Below are 819 nucleotides of genomic sequence, written 5' to 3' on the forward strand. Positions count from 1 at the left end.
TGTGTTACCGCTTGTTCAGCTGGCCGGCGTCGACCGGGACGACGGTGCCGGTCACGTACCGCGCGTCATCCGACACCAGCCAGGCGATGGCGTTCGAGACGTCCAACGGGTCCACCGCGTCGACGGGCATCGCGTTGGCCAGCACCCGCGCGAGCTCCGGGGACCCCGCCGTGATGACCGACAGGTCCCCGTTCGCGGCCATCGGCGTCTTCACCGTGGTCGGGGCGACGCTGTTCACCCGGATGCTGTGCGGCGCCAGGTAGTTCGCCCACGACCGCATCAGCCCGACCACACCGTGCTTGGCGGCGGTGTAGCCCAGGAAACCCGCCGTCGGGATACCCACCCCGACCAGCCCGCCCGTGGAGCTGGTCAACACGATCGCCCCACCCTGGCCCCGCTCGACCATCGACGGGATCGACACCCGACCGGTGTTCCACACCCCCGTGAGGTTGACCCCGACGACGTCCGCCCACTGCTCGTCCTCCGACGCCGCCCCACCCGGCCCGATACCGGCGTTCGCCAGCACGATGTCGACCGGGCCCAGCTCGGCGACGCCGTCCTGGAACGCCTTCCCCAACGCCACCACGTCACGGACGTCAGCCTGCCGGGCGACGATCCGCCGTCCCGTCTCCTCGACCGCCTTCACGGTCAGCTCGAGGTCGTCCGGAGTCGCCATCGGGTAAGGCACCGACTCCATCTGGGCGCAGATGTCCACCGCGATGATGTCGGCACCCTCCTGCGCTAACCGGACCGCGTGGCTACGACCCTGACCGCGTGCCGCGCCGGTGATGAACGCGACCTTGCCGTCGAGCTTTCGTT

General features: G+C 70.1%; 1 protein-coding gene. It reads right to left on the reverse strand.

What is annotated here, in order from left to right:
- Nucleotides 1-4: 4 nt before the first annotated feature.
- On the reverse strand, nt 5-819 hold an 815-nt coding region (locus FMEAI12_RS05855), incomplete at its 5' end, for a mycofactocin-coupled SDR family oxidoreductase (protein WP_146776642.1).

The organism is Parafrankia sp. Ea1.12 (assembly GCF_900465275.1).
GTDB lineage: Bacteria > Actinomycetota > Actinomycetes > Frankiales > Frankiaceae > Parafrankia > Parafrankia soli.